We start from the raw sequence: 1780 nt of genomic DNA on the forward strand, positions 1-1780 counted from the left end.
GCTGACGGGTTTCACGGTGAGTGGCGGCAACCTCGTCGTGCAAGGTGCGGGCTTGAACGCCGCCAACATCGATCAGGTCGACCTGCTCGCGCGTGCAATCCAGGTGAACGCGGCCATCTACGCGAAGCGGCTTAATGCGATTACCGGCGCGAACGGCATCGATCACGATACGCTCGCCGCGACGCCGGTCGCGGGCAACGGCACGGCACCCGTCGTCGCGCTCGACGTGAGCGCACTCGGCGGCATGTATGCGAATCGCATCTTTCTGGCGTCGAACGAGTATGGCGTCGGCGTATCGACGCGCGGCGTGCTTGCCGCTCAGGCGGGCGACTTGACGCTTACGGCGAACGGCAAGCTCGTGCTCGCGGGCCAGACCAACGCCAGCGGCACGCTCAACGTTTTAGCACGCGACGGCATCGACAACCGCGGCACGACCTACGCGCAGGGCGACGTCGTCGCCACGACGGGCGGAGTGCTGGCGAACAGCGGCCTGCTTGCGGCGCAGCGTCAGACAACGCTTCGCGCGGACAGCATCGCCTCGACGGGCACGCTTGCGGCCGGCGTGAACGGTGATGGGTCGTTGGCGCAATCGGGTGACCTCGACGTGAGCGCATCAGGCGCCGTGGCGGCGACCGGCCGCAATGTTGCCGGCGGCAATGCAGCCCTGAGCGGCAGCGCGCTCGATCTCGGCGGCAGCACCACGTCTGCGCATGGCGCGCTTGTACTGGCGGCGCGCACGGCCGATGCGATCCTGTCGGGCGCGACGGTCACGGCCGGCAGCGGCCTCAACGTGAGCGCCGCGAATGCGCTGGTCAACGATCAAGGCATGCTCAGCGCAGCAGATATCCAGTTGAACGCGACGTCGTTCTCGAACCGCGATGGCAAGATCGTGTCGAGCGGTGCATTGACTGGCGATGTTCGGGGCGCTTTGCAGAATCAAGGCGGCACGATGCAGGCTACGGGCGCGGCACAGGTGCGCGCAGGCGGCATCGACAACAGCACTGGCGCGATCGCAGGCAGTCAGCTGACGATCACCGCGTCGGGTATCACGAACCGCGGCGGGACAATCGCGCAGACGGGCACTGGCACGGCCGCGCTTGCCGTAGCGAACACGCTCGACAACCGCGGCGGCTCGATTGCCAGTAACGGACGTGTGGCTGTCGCGGCCGGTGCGCTTGTCAACGCGTCAGGCTCCATAACAGCCCGAGACGGCCTCGCGGTGACGGCCGACGGCGTGCTCGATAACGCCGACGGCAAACTGCTGTCGAACGCGGACGTGAACCTGGTCAGCGCTGCGTTGAACAACGACGGCGGCCAGATCGGCGCAGGCACGAACGAGACGATTCGAACCGGGCGACTGACCAATAGCGGCGGCTCGATCGTCGCGCCGAATCTCACGGTCACGAGTACCAGCACAATCGACAACACCGGCGGCGGGATTGAGGCGAACGCGCTCAATGTCAACACGACGGAACTCATCAATCGCGCGGGCCGGATCATGCAATACGGCGCAACGTCGACTGGATTCCATGTCAGCAGCACCTTCGACAATTCCAACGGCGGCATCTTTCAGACCAACAGCACGGATCTGACGCTCGCGCCGGGCGCGCTCATCAACGACGGCGGCTCCATCATCGATGCTGGCACGGGCACGCTGACGATCGCGCCCGGCAACGGCGCCGGCTATTTCTCGAACGTTGGCGGCCGGATCATCTCGGCCGGCACGCTCACCGCGCAGGCCGCTGGCCTGAACAACGCGAACGGCGTGCTGGCCGCACAA

1 protein-coding gene is annotated in these 1780 nt (G+C 66.5%); it reads left to right on the plus strand.

Annotation, left to right across the window (positions count from 1 at the left end; all coding sequences use genetic code 11):
• Nucleotides 1-1780 (plus strand): beta strand repeat-containing protein (locus QCE64_RS36315; RefSeq protein ID WP_404987964.1); only part of this gene is annotated, 1780 nt, incomplete at both ends.

It is taken from the genome of Caballeronia sp. LZ043 (genome assembly GCF_031451075.1).
Taxonomy (GTDB): Bacteria; Pseudomonadota; Gammaproteobacteria; order Burkholderiales; family Burkholderiaceae; genus Caballeronia.